Source organism: Paenibacillus brasilensis, assembly GCF_009363115.1.
GTDB classification, from domain to species: Bacteria; Bacillota; Bacilli; order Paenibacillales; family Paenibacillaceae; genus Paenibacillus; species Paenibacillus brasilensis.
In genome coordinates this window covers 1,843,372-1,862,782 of sequence record NZ_CP045298.1, presented here as the reverse complement: position 1 = coordinate 1,862,782, position 19,411 = coordinate 1,843,372, and the positions used below count along the sequence as shown (strand labels likewise).

The 19,411-nt window shown below is 52.2% G+C and carries 18 protein-coding genes and 1 riboswitch; of the genes, 17 read left to right on the top strand and 1 reads right to left on the bottom strand.

Annotated elements, in window-relative coordinates:
- Positions 1-173: 173 nt before the first annotated feature.
- The 16 genes from GCU48_RS08790 to GCU48_RS08715 all read left to right on the top strand — a co-directional run bounded on the left by GCU48_RS08790 (position 174) and on the right by GCU48_RS08715 (position 17,767).
- Entirely contained in the window at positions 174-1,793 is a 1,620-nt protein-coding gene (locus tag GCU48_RS08790) for a spore germination protein (protein WP_152379741.1), read from the top strand.
- Positions 1,793-3,013, top strand: coding sequence for a Ger(x)C family spore germination protein (locus tag GCU48_RS08785; protein ID WP_152379740.1), 1,221 nt, complete (start codon positions 1,793-1,795; stop codon positions 3,011-3,013). The genes GCU48_RS08790 and GCU48_RS08785 overlap by 1 nt, the downstream gene beginning before the upstream one ends.
- Complete coding sequence (locus GCU48_RS08780; protein WP_152379739.1) at positions 3,006-3,230, top strand: hypothetical protein; 225 nt, start codon at positions 3,006-3,008, stop codon at positions 3,228-3,230. Before GCU48_RS08785 ends, GCU48_RS08780 begins: the two co-directional genes overlap by 8 nt.
- A 38-nt stretch (positions 3,231-3,268) precedes the next feature.
- Entirely contained in the window at positions 3,269-4,351 is a 1,083-nt protein-coding gene (locus GCU48_RS08775; protein ID WP_244316128.1) for a GerAB/ArcD/ProY family transporter, read from the top strand.
- A gap of 107 nt (positions 4,352-4,458) precedes the next feature.
- Positions 4,459-5,310: a uroporphyrinogen-III synthase gene (locus GCU48_RS08770; protein WP_152379738.1), complete on the top strand. Its 852-nt coding sequence runs from the start codon at positions 4,459-4,461 to the stop codon at positions 5,308-5,310.
- 156 nt (positions 5,311-5,466) lie between these two features.
- Positions 5,467-6,021, top strand: coding sequence for an LOG family protein (locus GCU48_RS08765; protein WP_152379737.1), 555 nt, complete (start codon positions 5,467-5,469; stop codon positions 6,019-6,021).
- A 57-nt stretch (positions 6,022-6,078) separates the two neighbouring features.
- Positions 6,079-6,264, top strand: a riboswitch (cobalamin riboswitch).
- 253 nt (positions 6,265-6,517) lie between these two features.
- Entirely contained in the window at positions 6,518-8,284 is a 1,767-nt protein-coding gene (gene cobJ, locus GCU48_RS08760; RefSeq protein WP_152382126.1) for a precorrin-3B C(17)-methyltransferase, read from the top strand.
- A 91-nt stretch (positions 8,285-8,375) separates the two neighbouring features.
- Positions 8,376-9,428: a sirohydrochlorin chelatase gene (locus tag GCU48_RS08755; RefSeq protein ID WP_152379736.1), complete on the top strand. Its 1,053-nt coding sequence runs from the start codon at positions 8,376-8,378 to the stop codon at positions 9,426-9,428.
- Entirely contained in the window at positions 9,425-10,189 is a 765-nt protein-coding gene (gene cobK / locus GCU48_RS08750) for a precorrin-6A reductase (protein WP_152379735.1), read from the top strand. Before GCU48_RS08755 ends, cobK begins: the two co-directional genes overlap by 4 nt.
- 394 nt (positions 10,190-10,583) lie before the next feature.
- Positions 10,584-11,228 carry a precorrin-8X methylmutase gene (locus GCU48_RS08745; RefSeq protein WP_025715979.1) on the top strand — a complete coding sequence of 215 codons (645 nt, stop codon included), beginning with the start codon at positions 10,584-10,586 and terminating at the stop codon, positions 11,226-11,228.
- A gap of 74 nt (positions 11,229-11,302) precedes the next feature.
- Entirely contained in the window at positions 11,303-12,448 is a 1,146-nt protein-coding gene (locus GCU48_RS08740) for a cobalt-precorrin-5B (C(1))-methyltransferase (RefSeq protein ID WP_152379734.1), read from the top strand.
- Positions 12,441-13,697 (top strand): precorrin-6y C5,15-methyltransferase (decarboxylating) subunit CbiE, encoded by a 1,257-nt coding sequence (gene cbiE, locus GCU48_RS08735; protein WP_152379733.1) that lies wholly within the window; start codon positions 12,441-12,443, stop codon positions 13,695-13,697. Before GCU48_RS08740 ends, cbiE begins: the two co-directional genes overlap by 8 nt.
- Before the next feature lie 31 nt (positions 13,698-13,728).
- On the top strand, positions 13,729-14,445 hold the full coding sequence (gene cobI, locus GCU48_RS08730; protein ID WP_152379732.1) for a precorrin-2 C(20)-methyltransferase: 717 nt from the start codon (positions 13,729-13,731) through the stop codon (positions 14,443-14,445).
- Complete coding sequence (cobM, locus tag GCU48_RS08725; protein ID WP_152379731.1) at positions 14,442-15,236, top strand: precorrin-4 C(11)-methyltransferase; 795 nt, start codon at positions 14,442-14,444, stop codon at positions 15,234-15,236. Before cobI ends, cobM begins: the two co-directional genes overlap by 4 nt.
- Positions 15,229-16,317: a cobalt-precorrin 5A hydrolase gene (locus tag GCU48_RS08720; RefSeq protein ID WP_152379730.1), complete on the top strand. Its 1,089-nt coding sequence runs from the start codon at positions 15,229-15,231 to the stop codon at positions 16,315-16,317. The genes cobM and GCU48_RS08720 overlap by 8 nt, the downstream gene beginning before the upstream one ends.
- A complete protein-coding gene (locus GCU48_RS08715) occupies positions 16,310-17,767 on the top strand; it encodes a cobyrinic acid a,c-diamide synthase CobB (RefSeq protein WP_152379729.1) in 1,458 nt (485 codons plus the stop codon). Before GCU48_RS08720 ends, GCU48_RS08715 begins: the two co-directional genes overlap by 8 nt.
- A gap of 129 nt (positions 17,768-17,896) precedes the next feature.
- Here the strand turns inward: GCU48_RS08715 and GCU48_RS08710 are convergent, their stop codons facing one another.
- Positions 17,897-18,346 carry an AbrB/MazE/SpoVT family DNA-binding domain-containing protein gene (locus GCU48_RS08710; protein WP_152379728.1) on the bottom strand — a complete coding sequence of 150 codons (450 nt, stop codon included), beginning with the start codon at positions 18,344-18,346 and terminating at the stop codon, positions 17,897-17,899.
- Positions 18,347-18,771: 425 nt separating this feature from the next.
- On the opposite strand from GCU48_RS08710, the gene GCU48_RS08705 reads away from it, so the two are divergent.
- Complete coding sequence (locus GCU48_RS08705) at positions 18,772-19,410, top strand: ThuA domain-containing protein (protein WP_152379727.1); 639 nt, start codon at positions 18,772-18,774, stop codon at positions 19,408-19,410.
- The last annotated feature ends 1 nt before the right edge of the window (position 19,411 follow it).

Below are 19,411 nucleotides of genomic sequence, written 5' to 3'. Positions count from 1 at the left end.
GCGCAGTGGCGCAATAGGTAACTTTAAAGCTCAAATTAAAAGAAGACTCCAAAACCACCTTGAAGTGGAACTGGAGTCTTCTTTTTGAGTTTGTTGGATACATAATCCTTTGCAGGCTGGTACATCCTACATGTCATATACCTGTTCGGCTTATTCGTAGAGGGGGAATAACGATGAGGAAAGGACCCAAGTTGCCGAGATTACCGTGGAGCCGGCGAGCGATTCCGGCTGCAGATCGTAAGACCCAAAATACCAATGCTCTGAAAGGACTGCCTGAACCACCATGGCTGGAGCAGCCGTTGCGGAGCAGTCTGGAAGACAACTTGACTGCATTGCGTGATATTTTCAAGGATTGCTCTGATATTGTCTACCGGGAGCTAATGATTTCCCCTGAACGTAAAGGATTGTTGGCTTATGTCGAAGGCACGGTGAAATCGGAGGATTTACAGGATCATATTCTGCGGCCTTTCATTTTGGGCATGATGCTCAAGGACCCCGAAGTCAACGGTACCTTGGACCCGCTGGATGAGACACGGATCTCCATGTCCCAGACCAAAACGATGGACCAATGGAAAATGGTCTCGGCGGCGATACTGGACGGCAATGCTGCCTTGTTCGTAGACGGTAAATCTCGTGCGTATATCTTCAGTGCCAAGGGAGGCGTCCGCCGTGGCGTGGAGGAACCGCAGACTGAAGCGGTCATTCGCGGGCCGCGTGAAGGCTTTACCGAGACACTTCGCGTGAATACAGCCTTGCTGCGATTCAAGCTGAAGACCTCCAGGCTCAAGATGCACAGCATGACCATCGGAACAGAAACCCAAACAAGCGTCGTACTTGCCTATATCGAGGGGATCATAGATCCAAAGCTGGTGGAGGATGTAAAAAAAAGGCTCAGCGATATCAAAATTGATGCGGTACTGGAGACGGGATACATTGAGGAACTGATTGAGGATCACCCGTTTTCACCTTTTCCGCAAATGGAATACACGGAACGTCCGGATACCGCCACTGCACAGTTACTGGAAGGACGTTTTGCCATTTTTGTGGACGGAACGCCCTTTGCCCTGATTGGACCCGTGACGATATGGCAGATGATGCAAGCGAGCGAAGACTATTACGAGCGTTTTTTCATCAGTAATATGGTTCGCTGGATTCGCTTCCTTTTTCTCATATTGGCCCTCTTTTTGCCCGCATTATATGTAGCCGTCACGACCTATCATCATGATATGCTGCCGACGACGCTCATCTTGAGTATTGCGGCGGCGCGTGAATCTATCCCTTTCCCTGCCCTGGTAGAAGCCTTGATGATGGAGATTTCCTTTGAAGCGTTACGGGAAGCAGGGATTCGTCTCCCCAAAACGGTAGGTCAGGCTGTCAGTATCCTCGGCGCGCTTGTTATCGGGCAGGCAGCAGTGCAGGCAGGGATCGTATCGGCTCCCATCGTTATTGTTGTGTCCCTCACGGGAATTGCTTCGTTTACGATTCCGCGTTTTAACTTTGCTATTACGATTCGTCTGTTGCGGTTCCCGATTATGCTGATGGCAGGTGTGTTCGGGCTATTTGGAATCATTATCGCGACCACACTGATCGCTACACATTTAACCAAGCTAACGTCGTTTGGCGTGCCTTACATGAGTGGATACAGTCCATATAACCATAATGATCAAAAGGATATTGTTGTTCGTGCACCTTGGTGGAAAATGATCAAACGTCCTTCATGGATCGGCAATGACAACAACAAACGGGAAAAAGAGAAGATGAATGGATCACCCACAACCGAGGAGGGATGGTGATGAAGCCCAAAGGCTCCAATGCAGGGAAAATACGTAAAGCGGCTATGCTCAGCTGTCTGCTGCTTTGTTCTGTTCTTTTGGGTGGATGCTGGGATCGCCGTGAAGTAAACGATGTGGCCTTTGTAATGGGGACCGGGCTGGACAAGGAAGGGGATCAATACCGTGTAACGATGCAAATTGCTCTTCCAGGGCAGCTCGGATCTTCGGGAAGCACAGGAGGTGGAGGAGGTACAAGAGGGACCAAATCCTATTACCTGGAGTCCAAGATAGGCCCGAGCTTTCGGGGAGCAAGTGCCGAGGAACAGCGAGGAGTTTCACGAACGCTGAATTTCTCCCATCGCCGGGTGCTGTTGTTTGGCGAGGCACTGGCACGGGAAGGAATCAGCAAAATGATGGACGTATTGGCGCGTATTCCGCAGAACCGTCTGTCTTCTCTGGTTGTCATAACGAAAGGAACATCCTTGGATGTGCTTCAGGCGGATGCCCCGATCGAGCTATATCCGGCAGAGATGGTGCGCGAGCTCAACTTTTCATATATGAAAAAACCCCGCTCCATCAAGCTGCTGATGAATTCAATTCTGATGGACGGCATGGACCCGGCTGTGCCGGTGATGTCCCTGGTGAAGAATGGCCCTGCCACTATAAAAGACAAGAAGACGAATATCCAGGTGGATGGGTTGGCTGTATTTCGCAAAGACAGATTAACCGGAATGATTGATAACCATCTGAGCCGGTTTCTGCTATTGGGCATGGGACAGGCCAAGGATACCGAAATATTCATCTCCCCCCCTAAAGGCTCTGGTTATCTATCTGTGCGCCTTATCGAAAATACTGTGCAAATCAAGCCTTATATTCGAGGAAATGATATTCGAATGACCGTTCAATTGAACTGCAACGGGAATGTAAGGGAGAATGAGACAACCTTCGATATATCCCATGGAGAAAATGTGAAGTGGCTGGAGCAGCAGGCTGCCCAGGAGATCAAGAAGGAACTGGGTGAGGTTGTCCGGCTTATTCAACAAAAGTATCATTCAGACGCACTTGGATTGGGAAGGGCTATCATTATGAGTCGTCCGGATGAATGGAAACGGATTAAATCTCAATGGGAGCAACTGTACCCCAAGGTGGAGGTCGTCATAGACCCGATTGTGCATATAGAGAATATCGGTGCGGTCACCAAACCATTCGGGATCAAAAAGGAGGAAATCGAAAATGAATAAAGTATTTCTGTTCCCCTTAGTGCTGGTTATGCTGCTCATGTATCTGATTGACCGCAAAAGTCTGAATTCCGCACCTGCCGTCAATCGCTGGATCTCACGTGTATTGTATGTCATTAGCATCGGCATCTGGCTTTACGGAACCTCGACGAAAAGTTCCGTTTATGTGGCCACATGGCTGAGCCGTTTCATTGATCTGTGGCTCCCTCCTACGTTGTAACGAATCAGAATGCCTGTGGAAAAAGGAGGATCTCCTGTATGAAACAGTTCACAACCAGACAAATCGTGCTGCTTAGCATGTTGATGGAGGTCGGTATTACCGGTATGCATGCTCCGACGCAGGCGGCAGATTACGCGCATCAGCATGCCTATTGGACCTGCGCAATGGCCGCCATCGTATTATGCTTGCCGATCTGGGCAATGCTGAGGCTTAAGCGGCGTTTTCCGGATCAGGATCTGCTGCAGGCCATCGTCAGCTCTCACCCTGTGCTGGGGCGCATGCTGCTTGCGATGTATCTTATTATATTTCTGATCCTTTTCGCCAGGGATTTGAGGATTATTACGGATCTGGTGGAGGTGACCCTTTTGCCGCTGACTCCGATTGTTGTGATATCCCTTATTATGCTGCTGACCTTAACGTTCATGGCTAAGGGCGGTATAAGCACGATTGTGAATATGGCGGAATTTACCGTACCTACGTTGATTATGACACTATTGACTATGCCGCTTTTTTTCGGACACAATATAGATTTTTCAGCAATGAGACCGTATTTACACCCGGATATAGGCGGAGTAGTCAAAGGCAGCTGGCGGATGCTTGGTTATATGGCAGACCTCATGATATTGCCCTTTATTATTTCTGGACGGAGCTACAATGCCCGCAGTGCGTGGCTTGGACATTTAGTCGGAACCGTTGTTATGATTATAATCGTGCTGCTGGAGGAGCTGGTTATTGGTGTTCCTATCATGTCACGGCTGTTTTATCCATCGTATGAACTGGCGCGTCAGTTGCAGCTAACAGACTTTCTGGATCGGTTTGACTTTTTCGTGGCTGCACTGAACGTACCAACTTTGCTTACAAAGATTGGTGTTGATCTGTACGTTATCAGTTTGACGGTAAAGCGCATGTTTGCCCAAACACGCGGGGGGCTGATGGTTTGGCCTGTAGGTTTGTTGGGTTATGTCTGTTCCTTTATGCTGTTCTCTAATATCATCCAAATTTATGATTTCAGCCGGGAGTGGACCATGGTGATGGTTATTTTCTTCGTTTTCATGCCTTTCGTGCTATGGCTGCTGCTCCGACCCAAACCAAAAGCAGACAGCGGAGAAGCTAACTTGTAAGCTTACTATATTCACGGGAAAAGTAATTCTTATTTGTCTTTCAGCCCTCTAATTGTATACTTGGTAGAAAGAAGTACGACTTCGACATCTACAAGGGAGGGAACAGGATGGCACAACGCATGGCAGGCAAGAGAGTTGCCCTTGCCGGTCCCCGCAAAGCAGACGAAATGGCATTGCTGGTTGCGAAAATGGGAGGCGAGCCAGTGCAGCGTCCGGCCCAGGGCACGGTTTTTCTAGATGATATTGAGCTGCGCAACGCGGTTGTAGCGTGGGTGAAGCATCCACCGGACTGGAACATTTTTACGACAGGTATGGGGCTAAACGCGCTGTTCGATATGGCTGAGGATATGGGTGTGGCAGAGCAGATTATCGAGCTGCTGCAAGGCTCCAATATTGCGGCACGGGGCTACAAGACGGTCAATGAGCTGAAAAAGCGCGGCTTCACGCCAGATGTACGGGATGAGGATGGAAGTTTGGACGGGTTGACGCGAGCTTTTGCCCCGTATGATCTAAAGGGTAAGGAAGTGCTGTTGCAGCTGCACGGTGATCCGGCCCCACGGCTGGTAAAGTGGCTGGATGAGCAGGGAGCAGTTACCCGGCAGGTGCTTCCTTATAAGCATATTCCACCCGAGGAAGCGAATTTACAAGCATTGCTGGCGGATATAGTGAGTCGCAGCGTTGATGCAGTCACGTTTACGAGTGGTCCGCAAATCCGCTTTTTGTGCCAGTATGCCAGAGAACAGAACCGTATGGAAGATTTGCTGGAGGCTTTTCGCCAGGATGTAATTGCGGTGTCAGTAGGCAAGGTGACTGCGCAGTCTATTTTGGAGGAAGGAATTGAACGGATCGTGTTCCCGGTAGAAGAGCGTATGGGCGCGATGATGGTGGAGCTGGGGAAATATTTTGAGCATCGCGGTTCAGCGCATGGCTTCGGTCTGGAAGTTGTGAATGGGCACTGACATGTGATCAAGAGTACAATAAAGATAAGGGTCTACGTGGCCTTTATCTTTTTTTGTTGAAATGCATTGTCAGCATTTTTTGTTATAGCGAAAATATTTATCTAATATAATGAATAAGTTTTCGATGCATGCTACTAGGACAGGAGCTGAGCGTTTATGAATTCTATTTGTGTATTTGCCGGGTCCAGACCTGGACATTCATCGGTATACCTTGAGGCTGCAGGCAAGCTGGGAGAGGCTATGGCCCGGCATCATGTCCGCCTGATCTATGGAGGCTCCAGCAGGGGGCTGATGGGTGAGGTGGCAAACGGAATGCTGACGGGTGGTGGTCAGGTCACCGGCATCATGCCGACGCTGCTATTTGACGCGGAAATTGTTCATCGGGGCGTTACCGAATTTATTGAGGTTGCAAATATGCATGAACGCAAAGCGGCGATGAGCGAAATGGCCGATGCGTTTATTGCCCTGCCGGGCGGCCTGGGTACCTTTGAGGAGCTGTTCGAGGTGCTTTGCTGGGCGCAAATCGGCATTCATCGCAAGCCCATTGGATTGCTGAATGTGAGCGGATATTTTGATCCATTGGTGGAAATGGTGCGTCATAGTGTGCAGGAGGGTTTTACCGGGAGTGAACACCCATCGCTGCTGAGCATCTCTGCGGACCCGGATGAATTGCTGCGCATGCTAAAAAATAAGGCAGAGAACTTGAAATAAAGCGTTTTTCGTGCTTGCACAACTGATTAAGGCAAGGTTATGATAAGACCCATAATCAAATAGCGGACAGACAAGGTGCCTTTGCGATGGAGCAAAGGGTAACAGGGAATCGGGTGCAAATCCCGAGCGGTCCCGCCACTGTAAGGAAGAGGATTTTTTCAGGTTGTCACTCGAGTAAAACGGGGAAGACGGAAAAATCCATGGATGCCAAGCCAGGAGACCTACCTTGATCTGTATGCACCGTTAGCCTTCGCGGAGAGGATGGGTGTACGAAATCAGGAATCAGGATACGTTGCTTTTTTCATGTTGGTTCGGCTTTACGTGAATACGAACGTTCAGAAGCGTTTGAAGCGTAAGCTGACAAATGGAAAACAACGCCAGGATAGAGGAGACGAGAGATGTCTGCTTACGCCTGTTTGTCTGGTGAGAAGATGCGTACATAGGAACCCCATCCGGGTAGGATGGGGTCTTTTTGAGTTACAGGAGGAGGGGCATGATGAGTCCATTAGGAAAATTGCTGGTAATTGGATTTGGACCGGGAGATATGGAACATATCACAAAACGGGCATTGGATGCGCTGTCCGAGAGTGAGGTTATTATCGGCTATAACACTTATGTGGATCTGATCCGTCCGTTGTTGAATGGACAAGAGATTGTACGCACAGGGATGACAGAGGAAGTAAGCCGCGCTCAGGAGGCCGTTCGACAGGCAGAGATGGGCAAAAAGGTAGCCGTTATTTCCAGTGGAGACGCAGGCGTATATGGTATGGCTGGGCTGGTGTATGAAGTGCTGATGCAGAAGGGCTGGCGCCGTGAGGACGGGGTTGAGGTAGAAGTAGTGCCGGGAATCTCGGCCATTCAATCCTGCGCTTCGTTGCTGGGGGCGCCAGTTATGCATGATGCCTGCACGATCAGTTTGAGTGATCATCTGACCCCGTGGGAAACGATTGTGAAGCGTGTGGAAGCCGCAGCTTCGGCGGATTTTGTAATCGCATTATACAATCCACGCAGTGGTCGGCGTACACGCCAAATTGTAGAAACTCAGTCCATTCTGCTGCGCTATCGTGATCCGCAGACTCCGGTTGGACTGGTGAAGAGTGCTTACCGTGAACGTCAGCAGGTGATCGTGACGACGCTGGAGGATATGCTGAACCATGACATCGGGATGCTGACGACCGTAATCATCGGCAATTCCTCGACGATGGTATATGACGGCCTGATTGTAACGCCGCGTGGATATCAGCGCAAGTATACGCTGGATGCGACCGAGCAGGCGCTCAAGCCGCACCAGCGGCTCCGCACGGAAGCGGAGCCGTGGTCGCTGGGCGCGCAGGCAGGAGCAGCTCCAGCCGTGCCCGGGCCTTCCGCGAGCGTTGCTGCAACTGCGGTTGCCGCGCAGGCACGCCCGCAAGCGGTAGCTGCCGTGCAGGGCTCGCCGTCTGCGGCGCAAGCCGGGTCGGCCCCGGCGTCGCTGGCAGCAGAGGCGCTGAGCCGTCTCGCTGCGGGAGGCAGGCTGCCGGACGATGCCAGCGCACGCTGGAGCGGGCAGACACCCGCTGTGAGCGCCTCTGGAGTGGGGGCTGCGGCCGGGACAGCGACGGGCGGCTTTGGCAAGCCGGCGCTGTTCGAGGTGGGCGTTTCCCCAGGCGTGGGAAACAAAAAATTCACCGCTCGCCAGATGGCCCTGCTCGCGGAGATAGCGGGTGAGGACGGCGAGGTGGAATATACGCCGGATCACCAGATCGTGCTGCGCGTACCGTGCGCAGATCCCGAGGAGCTGGTCGGACGGCTGCGGGATGAGCGATTGATTGTCATGCCCATTGGCGATGTGTTTAAGGTGAAGGCGTGCGACTTCTGCAACATGGAGAAGGATGACGCTGTGCCCGTGGCTGAGCATCTACAGGTTGTGCTTGGCGGTTTGCAGGCACCCAAAGAAACCAGCATCGCCTTGAACGGCTGCGGTATGGCCTGTTATGGAGCGGTGCTGGAGGATATCGGCATCGTCTACCGCAAGGGCGGGTACGATCTTTTCCTTGGCGGCAAAAAATTCGGCCGCAATGCTCATGCCGCTCAGCCTGTAGCGGAAGGGATTCCGGGGGAACAGATTACAGACATTGTCGAGCATATCATCGCTGAGTATAAGGAAAAAGGGCATCCGAACGAGCGTTTCCATAAATTTTTCAAACGTGTAGGTGTGGTTGCCGGCTTCCGGCATGAGGACGCACCGGCAACCGTAGAAGTGAATGCGGTTTGCGGTGATTAGTGGGCCAGAAGCCTAATGAGCGGGACACAAGCATATATATAAAATAGGGTGTCATATAGGCTATCCCTATCATGAGGAGGAGAAAACAGCAGTGAATGCAATATTGTTGGTTGGACATGGAAGTCGGGACCCGGAGGGGAACGAGGAGCTGCTGGAATTTGCACAGGCGGTGGCAGATCGAGTACCGGGAACGTGTGTAGAAACCTGTTTCCTGGAGCTGACACGCCCCAGCATCGCTGACGGGGTACAGGCATGTGTGAAAAGAGGGGCGACACGTGTCGTTCTTGTGCCAATTATCTTGTTCGCCGCAGGACACGCCAAAATTGATATTCCGATGGCGATTGATCGTGCGAAGGCGAGGCATCCGCAGGTGGAATTTGTATATGGGCGTCCGATTGGCGTTCACGAGAAAATCGTCAGCATTTTGCAAAGCCGCTTGAAGGAGGCTCGTCCGGTTGCAGTTCCAGCGGGAATGAATAACGCTGTTGAGGCATCCGCCGGGGTGACGGACGAGGAAACAGCGGTGCTTGTACTGGGACGCGGAAGCAGCGATCCCGATGCCAACAGCGATTTTTTCAAAATGAGTCGCATGCTGTGGGAGAAGCTCCCCTATACGTGGGTGGAGAGCAGCTTTATCGGTGTGACGCAGCCTTCCTTCTCAGATGGATTGGAACGTTGTGTACGATTGGGAGCCAAAAAAATTATCGTACTCCCATATTTTCTATTTACTGGAGTGCTGATTAAACGCATCGGAGAAATGACCGAGGAATTTGCCGAGGCTCATCCTGAACTGCAGGTTGAAATCGGTGGGTATTTTGGTTTCCATCCGCAACTGGTCGAGCTGGTGCTGGAGCGGGCGAATGAAGGCTTATTCGGCAAGGTTGCAGCGAATTGCGATAACTGTCAGTTCCGCTTGGAGGCACAGGAGCATCACCACCACCATCACGACCACGACCATGACCATGACCACGGACATGATCACCATCACCACCATGATCATCATGGACATCACCACGAACATGATCATGCACATGCGCACAGCCATAATGACCATAATCATGAACACCACCACGAACATTTACATACGCCGTCTGTTGGGGATAGCAGCGGGATTGCCGGCAGCGGGCAGGTGAAGAATTCATGATTTTCATGCTATGTGGAACAAGCGATGCGCGGGAATTGGCACTGCAAATCCGTGACAAAGGCTTCAGGGTATTGACCTCTGTCGTAACGGAAAGTGCAGCAATCAGCTTGTCCGAAGCAGGTCTGGACGTACGTACAGGTCGAATGACAGCCGATGAAATGGCAGCAGTGGTTCGAGAGCTGGGAGTACAGGCCATCGTAGATGCCAGTCATCCTTTTGCTGAAGAAGCACATGTGAACGCCATGGCAGCCGCTCGCGAATCTGGAGTGCCTTATATTCGCTACGAGCGGGCAGGGCTGGTGTACGACAATCATCCGCTGCTTCACATTGTACCGTCCTATGAGGAGGCCGCACTGGAAGCGAAGCAACTGAAAGGCTCTGTCATGCTTACCACAGGCAGCAAGACGCTCGGCACATTCACCAGGCATTTGCTCGGAGACCCGGAGATTCGTCTGGTTGCACGAATGCTGCCGCGTCTGGACAATATGGAAAAATGCAGCGAGCTGGGGATGGAGCAAAAAAATATTATCGCCATGCAGGGACCTTTTTCCCGTGAGATGAACGAGGCATTGTACAAGCACTTTGGTACAACGGTGATGGTGACCAAAGAAAGTGGTCGCACAGGGGCTGTAGATGAAAAGGTTCAATCGGCACTGGAACTGGGTATACATGTCATTCTGATTTCCAGACCGGAAGTGGAATTTGGCACGGTATTTGATCATTTTGACGGAGTGATTGACGCCCTGCGTACAGCCGAATAGAGGCCTGAGCTCTAAGCCATGATTCTATGATCCTATGAGAGATGGTCGATCCCGGTCAATCCGATGAATCCAGAACGATTTTTGGCGTGTATTTAAAATATAGCTATCTTAAAATGCACAGTTTTTGTGTAGAGGTGTTTGTAGCTCCTTAACATGAACCTATATAAGATGAACTTGAAAAATGAACATAAAAACGGAGTAGTCGGAATGGTGCTGTACAAGCGAAGCGGTCGCTTTTGTCCCCGGATTCCTACACTGATCATAGGTTTTATTCAAGGAATCCGGGGGCGGTGGCGATGGGAAGCACCATCCGACTGCGTAGTGGAACAATAGGTAACTTTAATGTTCTAAGCTAATTTAATTTCTAATCTTTCATAAGGGAGCGGTCGAGACGATGGATTTTAAAACCGATTTTAAACCGTTAACGGTACAGCCGCAGGAGATTGAGGGCAAAAGCTTCGAGATGATCACAGAAGAACTGGGAGAGCATCCTTTTACAGCTGAGCAATATCCTGTCGTACAGCGCGTCATTCACGCGTCCGCTGATTTTGAGCTGGGGCGCAGCATGGTATTTCATCCAAAAGCGATTGAAGCCGGAATTGCAGCCATTCGTGCAGGCCAGCAGGTCGTTGCCGATGTGCAAATGATTCAGGCGGGCCTTAGCAAGGATCGCATCCGTCAATTTGGCGGGGATGTGCATGTGTATATTTCCGACCCGGATGTCATGGAAGAAGCGAAAAGACTGAATACGACACGCGCCATTATCTCGATGCGCAAAGCGATTCAGGCCGGCGAAGGCGGTATCTATGCGATTGGTAATGCGCCGACAGCGCTGCTGGAGCTGATTCGTTTGGTCAAGGAGGGAGCGGCCAAGCCTGGTCTGGTGATCGGGATGCCCGTTGGTTTCGTTTCAGCAGCAGAGTCGAAGGATGAGCTGCGCAAGCTCGATATTCCGTTCATTACGAATATGGGGCGCAAGGGCGGCAGTACGATTGTTGTAGCGGCATTGAATGCAATCTCCTTAATGGCTGTCCGCTAGTAGCGGTTGTCTGTTTGCTGTATCATGAAATGAATTGGAGCATGATCAGCAGAAGAGGTTAAGGAGGAATTGGCATGGAAAAGGAAGCGGCGTCCGCCGACAGACCCAAACGGATGAAAAGCGGTGAAGCCCCCGCGCCGGACAAGCCGATGCGGTCAGGCTTTACGACAGGGGCCTGTGCAGCCGCAGTTGCCAAAGGAGCGGTGCAACTGCTCATCACAGGCATTCCACCGAAGGAAGCGGTGATATCGCTGCCAGCGGGTTTCGATCATGCATTCGAGCTGATCGAGCCTGTGCTGAACGCGGACGAAGCTTCCTGCACGACGATCAAGGACGGTGGCGATGACCCGGATGCAACGCATCAGGCGAGAATTATCGCGTCCGTTAGCTGGCGCGAGGAGCCTGGCATTGAGCTGGACGGCGGCATCGGCGTGGGGCGGGTAACGAAGCCCGGTCTGCCTGTGCCTGTCGGAGAAGCAGCGATCAATCCTGTGCCGCGCCGGATGATTACGGAGGCTGTCACAGGCGTGCTTGAGGAGCACGGATCAGCCAAAGGTGTCCGTGTCGTCATCAGCGTACCGGACGGCGAAGAAATCGCCAAGAAAACGCTGAACGGGCGGCTTGGCATTCTTGGCGGTATTTCCATACTGGGTACACGTGGTGTGGTCGTTCCGTTTTCCACGTCAGCTTATAAAGCCAGCGTCGTGCAGGCCATATCGGTTGCGCAAGCGATGAACTGCCAGGAAATTGTCCTGACCACAGGCGGCAGCAGTGAAAAATATGCAATGCAGATGTACGATCAGCTAACGGAGGAAGCCTTTATTCAGATGGGCGACTTTGTCGGCTTTGCGGTCAAGCATGGCAAACGACTGGGAATGAAGAAAATTATTCTCGTCGGCATGCCCGGCAAGCTGTCCAAGGTCGCTCAAGGTGTCATGATGGTTCACTCCAAGAGCGCCCCGGTGGACTTTGGCTTTTTAGCCGAGGTCGCGCGCGAAGCAGGCGTGGACGAGTCGCTTGCGGCGGCAGTGGCAGAAGCCAATACCGCGACCCAGGTAGCTGATATGATGACCGAGGCTAATGCGCTGAGCTTTTTTGAAAGGCTGTGCACCTATGGATGTCAGCATTGTCTGGAGCATGCAGGCGGTGGAATCGTCGTAGAAATGGTACTGATAACGCTGAAAGGAAACGTGCTGGGGAGGGCGAGAGTCGGTGAGTAGAGTGATTCGTGTTATTGGCATCGGTGAAAATGGAGCGGCAGGTTTGTCGCAGGAGACGCTGGAGCGAATTGAGCGTGCGGACCTGCTGGTTGGCGGAGAGCGCCAGTTGGCCTTTTTCAAGGAAGCCGCAGGGGAAAAACGAACATTAAAGAGCGGTTTATCCGCCGTGGTGGAAGAATTGGGACGTTTGCGCGAGGACAAGGATATTGTCGTGCTCGCGTCAGGCGATCCGCTTTTTTTTGGCATCGCAGGGTATTTATCCGCCAAGCTGGGAGCTGAGCATCTGGATATTTTGCCGCATCTTAGCTCGGTTCAGCTTGCTTTTGCTCGTCTGGGTGAAAGCTGGCAGGATGCGGTGCTGGAAAGCGTACATGGCCGTCCAATGACCGGACTGGCTCAGCGGATCGACGGACAGAATAAGGTCGCCTTATTGACAGATGACCGAAATCATCCCGCCGCAGTCGCCGCTTATTTGCTGCATTACGGCATGACCGAATACGATGCCTTTGTCGGTGAGCATTTGGGCGGACCGGACGAGACGTATCGGCATTATACGCTGGAAGAGATGGCACAGGGAACGTTCCAACCACTGAACGTGGTTATTTTGCGCCGCCGTAAGGGTGAAGACGTGCCTGCAATTCGACGGGGATTTGGCTTCGAGGATGCAGAATTTCACCAGCGCAAGCCGGAAAAAGGGCTGATCACGAAGCGCGAAGTGCGCGTATTCAGCTTGTCCGAGCTGCGTCTGACCGAGCGAAGCATCGTGTGGGACATCGGCGCAGGCTCTGGCTCTGTGGCTGTGGAATGCGCGCGACTGGCCAAGTACGGGCAAGTATTTGCCATTGAGAAGAATGAAGGCGATCTGGTCAATGTGGAAGCGAACAAGATCAAATTCCGCACCGATTTTCCGGTCATTCACGCCAAAGCGCCTGCCGGACTGGACGAGCTGCCTGACCCGGATGCGGTGTTTATCGGCGGGAGCGGAGGAGAGCTTGCCGAGCTGATTCGGCTGTGCGCTTCTCGTCTGCGTGCGGATGGACGAATTGTAGTCAATGCCGCCACCATTGAGACGCTGCATGATGGGATGAAGGCGATGCAGGAAGCAGGGCTGGAGACTTCGGTAACGCTGCTGCAGACGGCGCGCAGCAAGCCGATTTTGAATATGACGCGTTTTGAAGGGTTGAATCCAATCTATGTCATTACAGGGCGGACTTCAGTGGACGCGGTTGACGAGGCAGCAGGGGAGTAAATTGGTAAATCAAGAGGGGGAGAGAGACAGCATGAATACGGCGGCAACAGGAACACTTTACGGCGTAGGCGTGGGGCCGGGTGATCCCGAGCTGATTACAGTCAAGGCGTACCGCATGATTCAGGAATGTGCAGTGGTGGCTTATCCAAAGAAACGCCGGGGAGGCAAATCGTATGCCCATGAGATTGTGGAGCTGTACGTAAACCCGGAGGAAAAAGAGATGCTGGGGCTGATTTTTCCAATGACCAAGGACCCGGCAGTCCTGGAGCGCGAGTGGAACAAGACGGTGCTTGCTTGCTGGGAAGCGCTTCGCCAAGGCAAGGATGTAGCCTTTGTCACAGAAGGAGACCCCAATCTGTACAGTACCTTTATTCATTTGGCACGTCTGATGAAGGATCTCCATCCAGAGGTGCCGATTGTATCTATTCCGGGGATTTCGTCCGTGTTGGGCGCGGCGGCAGCGTTGGAATTGCCCTTGGCAGACGGAGATCAGCAGGTCGGTATTATTCCGGCTACGGAGGATAGGGAAGCGATGAAGCGGGCGATTGAAAATCACGACACAGTTGTATTTATCAAGGTTGCCAAGGTACTGGATTTGATTCTGGATGTGCTGGATGAGCTGAAGCTTGGGGATCATGCGTCTGTGATCGCCAAGGTCACTTCCCCATATGAAATGGTATGGCGCAACGCACGTGAGCTGCGCGGGCAGGAGCTTGAATATTTAAGTTTAATGGTGGTGAGCAAATGACGTTGGAGCCAAAAGTATATATCGTAGGAGCAGGTCCCGGCGATCCGGAGCTGATTACTGTAAAAGGCTCCCGGATTTTACGCACAGCCGATGTTGTATTGTATACGGATTCACTTGTGAACGACGAGCTGATTGCCACGGCTAAGCCAGAGGCGGAGGTACTGCAAAGCTCAGGCATGGATCTGGAGCGACAGGTCGAGATTATGAGCGAGGCCGTGCAGGCTGGACGCAGTGTAGCCCGTGTACATACGGGTGATCCGGCAGTGTATGGTGCGATTTTGGAGCAAATGGTACTGCTGAAGCAGCGTGGAGTAGCCTACGAAATCATACCGGGTGTCAGCTCGGTCTTTGCTTCTGCGGCTGTGCTGGGCGCGGAGCTAACCGTGCCTGACCTGACGCAGACGGTTATTCTGACGCGTGCCGAAGGACGCACACCTGTACCGGATCGGGAAAAGCTGCGTGACCTGGCATCCCATCACTGTACAGTGGCCCTGTTCCTCAGCGCAACGCTGGCGAAAAAGGTGGTCGTTGAGTTCCTGGCGGCAGGCTGGAGCGAGGATACACCAGTAGCGGTAGTGCAGCGTGCAACCTGGCCGGATCAAAAGATTGTACGCACGACGCTCGCCCAATTGCCGACCGATCTGCGTGCTGCGGACATCACGATGCATGCCATGATTTTGGCAGGCTGGGCGCTCGACCCGGGGCTGGTGGATAAGGACGCGCATCGTTCCAAGCTGTATGATAAGTCGTTCACCCATGGCTACCGGAAGGGAGTGAAGCCCGGTGAGTAATCCATTTGCCGCTGTGGCGATCACGAAGCATGGGGTCGAAATGGTACGTAATCTGGGGGCCAGCTTTCCGGGCACAGATGTATATTACATGTCCAAGTTTGAACGGGGGGACGAGCAGGAGGGCGGCATTCAATTGTTCGAAGGTTCGGTCAAGCTGATTTTGCCGGATTTATTTAGGCAATATAACGGTATTATTTTATTTATTTCCCTCGGTGCAGTGGTGCGCATGATTGCGCCAATTTTGGTGGATAAAAAAGTAGATCCGGCCGTAGTCGTCATTGATGATCGCGGGGAGCATGTCATTAGCGTATTGTCCGGCCACTTGGGCGGTGCCAATGAGTTGACCCGCCATGTCGCCGCTGTGCTGGGTGCACGTGCAGTGATTACAACAGCATCGGATGTGCAGGGGACAATTCCGGTCGACATGTTTGGTCGGGAATTGGGCTGGGTGGTCGATAGCTTCGACAAGGCCACTCCAGTGAGCGCGGCTGTTGTGAACGAGGAGCCTGTTGCGCTCATACAAGAGACAGGTGAACAGAACTGGTGGCGTTATGACAAGCCTGTGCCTGCGCATATCAAGGTATACCCTTCGGTGGCAGAAGCATCACGAGAGCCCTTTAACGCCGCGCTGGTCGTTAGTGACCGTTTGCTGGAGCCGGAAGAAGAGGAGCGTTTCCTTTCTAACGGTGTGCTGTACCGTCCCAAAAGTCTGGTGCTTGGCATTGGCTGCAACCGGGGCACGGCTTTGGAGGAGCTGGAGGCTGGCGTGCTGGACACCCTGCAAGAGCTGCGCTTGTCCGTAAAAAGCGTGCGGAATTTAGCTACTATTGATCTGAAAAAGGATGAAGAGGGCTTGCTTGCCCTCTGCGCCAAATACGGCTGGGAGCTGGTGACGTACACCCCGTCAGAGCTGAACACCGTACAGCTTCCCAATCCATCGGACACCGTCTTCAAATACACCGGTGCATACGGGGTCAGCGAGCCTGCGGCCCTGTTGTCTTCCGGTGCGAAGCATTGGCTGCTGGAGAAGAAAAAAAGCGGCAATATGACGCTGTCTGTAGCGCGGGTTTCCTATGACTGACGTTAAGAAGCAGAACGTGCAGCCTGTTCCGTCTGCTGCAGCACGCAGAAGCCGTATTGTTGTTGCCGGTACGGGCAGCGGTGCCGGGAAAACGACTGTCACTCTCGGGCTGATGAAGGCATTCGCCGATAGCGGTCTGCGAGTGCAGGGCTTTAAGTGCGGGCCGGATTATATTGATCCGACCTATCATACGGCCGCGACCGGAACGCCTTCCCGTAATCTTGATTCCTGGATGACCTCAGCGGATACGGTGCGTGAAACCTTTATCCGCGCTTCCGAAGGTGCGGATCTTTCCGTGATTGAAGGCGTCATGGGACTGTATGACGGCAAGGACCCGCTCAGCAATATCGGGTCGACTGCCGAAATCGCCATGCTGACGGATAGCCCTGTATTGCTGGTCGTCGACGTGCGCAGCATGGCACGCAGCGCAGCCGCTATTGTGCTCGGCTTCCAGCGACTGGAGCCGAAGCTGTGCATTGCGGGCGTGATTGTGAATCGCTGTGGTAGTCAAGGACATTACAGCATCGTCAAGAAGGCAATTGAGCAGGAGTGCGGTATCCCCGTGCTCGGCTGGTTAAAGCGCGATGACGGGCTGGACATACCCGAGCGTCATCTGGGTCTGGTGCCCGCTGTGGAACGCGGCGAGCTGGAGCCGCTATTCCAACGGGCGGCAGAGCTGATCCGCGCGGGTACGGATCTGGAGGCATTGCGGGCATTGGCGGATTCGGCTCCGCCGTTGTCTCTGCCCGCACAGCCATTATTTGCCGCGGATCGGCTACCATCCGAAGGATCGCAGGCCGCGACCGGGGAGCGCCCCATCATTGCTGTCGCCAAAGATGCGGCGTTCAATTTCTACTACCCGGAAAATCTGGACTTGCTGCGCCAGTCGGGAGCAGAAATTGTCTATTTTAGTCCACTGGCGGGAGAGCGCATTCCTCAGCAGGCAAAGGGCCTATATCTGGGCGGCGGCTTTCCTGAGGAGTTTGCCGCAGCTATCGCTGCCAATACAGGCTTTTTGGAAGATATCCGCCATGCAGTATGCCGGGATATGCCTATATTTGCTGAATGTGGCGGATATATGGTGCTGGCACGCACACTTACGGATCGTGCCGGGAGCGTTCACCTTATGGCTGGAGTCATTCCGTCCGATGTCCGAATGCAGGAAAAGCGGGCTGCATTGGGATACCGGGAAGCAACTGCATTGCAGGATTGCCTGTTGCTGGAGGCTGGAGAGACGATTCGGGGCCATGAATTTCATTATTCAGTGATGGCCTATGATGAATCGACTGTCCCCTACCCCTATGCCTATCAGGCTAAGGGGATGCGCGGACTCCAGAGCGAGGGCTACGCGCAAGGGAACCTTTTGGCGGCCTATACCCATATACATCTCGCTTCTCTTCCCAAAGCTGCAGCACGCTGGGTGGAAAAATGCAGAGCTTACAGTCAGTAAGTTGAGCGAGCCGCTTCATGTGAACAACAAAAGCCGGGTTCCTTTAGGTTGAGGAGCCCGGCTTTTTACGTGGATATGATGTACCTTACATTTAGAGGAAGCGCATACATTACTTTTGCGATGACTGATTTACATTAGCTTCTTCAATTGGGAAATTCTTCCCTGACTCACGCCAAGCATGGAGGCGAGCTGCTTTTGTGAAGATGCAGGATGCTCCTCCATCAGTTCTCTCATTTTCTCCAAAATAACGTCTGTACGCTGATAGATTTTTTTGATATGCATATTTTGCTTAAGTGGAGACGAATTGGTTTCAGCCGTCGTGACCGGAGGCAAATCATCCGTTTTCATCGAGGTTGCACATTCATCGCAAATAAACTGATCTTTAAAGTAGGTGTTGGTATCAACCGCACCACAAAAGACGCAATTGGTTGATTTGTACTTACGGAGCATGAGTGTCTGGTCTTCAATAAAAAACTCTAATGGATCGCCGATGTCAATCTCCATCGTCATGCGCAACTCTTTAGGAAGCACAATTCGTCCCAAGCTGTCCAAGGGCCGGGTCATTCCAGTCCTTTTCATTCATGCAACCTCCCCGGTTTTTAAGATTTATAGAATGTATAAGTTGAGGCAAGGCTTAACAATTCTATAACCGCAAGCATACATTTTACAAAAAGCGTCCCTTTTTTGAAAAGAATGCGTGGGCACACTTTTTTTTCTTACGAGTATACCATAAACGGCCCGAATCGCCAGCGTTCATATTTATAATTTTTAAATAAGTTTATTCCGAGCGAACGTATATGTTATAATCCTCTGCTAAAGGATTCCATAGGCGGTCTGTAGAATTATTTATATATGCTGTAGCTTCGGACAATGATGGCGTTGTTATGTGAAATGGATGAGGGCCAACCGAAATTTGTAGAGCGATTTGTCCACACAAACAAAAATAAATGACACGGGGCACGCCTTTAGAGTCCTTATATACAAGTCAGGCAAGGAGGATTAGCATGGACAGAAAAAAAGCATTGCTATTGGGAGATTATTCATACCCGGAGTTTCACCCGTTGCAAGGGGTGGACGAGGAGATTAGCCATATTTTACAGGACTGGATGACGGTACAATGCAGCGAGAATCGTAAAATGCTGCTCAAGGAAAATCTGGCCTCATTCGATCTATGTATTTCGTACTGCGATAGTCGCAAGGAGGTTTTGTCCCCTCAACAAACGGCAGGACTGCTGTCCTACGTCAGCGGCGGGGGCGGATTGCTGGTATTGCATAATGGAATTACACTACAAGGACGGTATGAAATTGCACAGCTGATGGGAGCACGTTTCTTACGTCATCCGGCTGCGGCGCCACTTTCCTTCAAGGTAACGGAGCCGGATCATCCGATCATGGAAGGAATTGAACCGTTCGAGATCCAGGAGGAGCCGTATCGTTTCGATTTTGATCCATTCACTGAAAAAACACTATTGATGGAATACGAGTATGAAGGCCAGTGGTGGCCTGCGGCATGGTCATTGTCCTATGGCTTGGGGCGGGTCGTCTACTTGATGCCTGGACATAATCAGCCAAGCTTCCAGCATGAGGGCTACCGCAAGCTGTTGCTTCAGGCTGCCAAGTGGGCCGGACGCTTTCCGGGTTAAA